The organism is Pseudomonas sp. MWU13-3659 (assembly GCF_023757525.1).
Classification (GTDB): Bacteria; Pseudomonadota; Gammaproteobacteria; order Pseudomonadales; family Pseudomonadaceae; genus Aquipseudomonas; species Aquipseudomonas entomophila_E.
This window is the reverse complement of record NZ_JAMSHW010000097.1, coordinates 1-717: the sequence shown is the minus strand read 5'-3', so window position 1 is coordinate 717 and position 717 is coordinate 1. Positions and strand designations below refer to the sequence as shown.

Sequence of the window (717 nt, the reverse complement as noted above, 5' to 3'; positions counted from 1 at the left end):
AGTACATCAGAATTCGTGACTGAGGTCTGCTCAGGACCGTTTACCTCTATGCGTTGATGGTCAAATGCTTGCACTCAACTGATTTGCAAATGGTGAATCTTGGATGGCCGCTTTCAATCCAAAGCGGCCATTTGGGATCGGCAAAAACTAGCCAGTCGAGGATGACTGCTTTCGGCCACAGGCTACCTGTCGCAACCGGGTAATCACGGCCAGAACTCGGTATTGCAAAACAAGGCGTCATCCGCCAAGGCTTCGTAAAGTACCTTCTTCCATCCATTGATCAGCAAGCTAGTTGCATTAGCACCTGAACGGAGGAAATCAGAGAACGCTTCTGGGGGCTGGTTTCTGAAATAGTTCACACGCAAATCCATCAGGATGCTAAGTTCAGAGCCCGCTTGGATACTGTAGCGCTCGGCAATTCCGAACAAGTCAAAGTGATTAACTGCCCTTGCCTTGTCGTCATCACTCCAGTCATCCGGTGGACTGGCGCTATAGATGATCGTGCAGGGGCTGGTGTGGGATATGCAAACACTGATCCATCTTTCCTCGAAAAACTGTCGTTTGTCCAGATAAGGGTGAAGTGGTTGCCGATGTGGATGGTCAATCAGGGGGTTGCGCTTGTCGGTATTACAATCACGGCAGGCAGGGATCAAGTTATGGGGAATGATTGCCAGCTTCGGATAGTTGGCTTTTGGCAAATAATGATCCAGGGTTCGA

General features: G+C 49.7%; 1 pseudogene. It reads right to left on the bottom strand.

What is annotated here, in order from left to right:
• Positions 1-203: 203 nt before the first annotated feature.
• Positions 204-717 (bottom strand): annotated as a pseudogene (locus tag NGM28_RS28460) (HNH endonuclease); the annotation flags it as partial.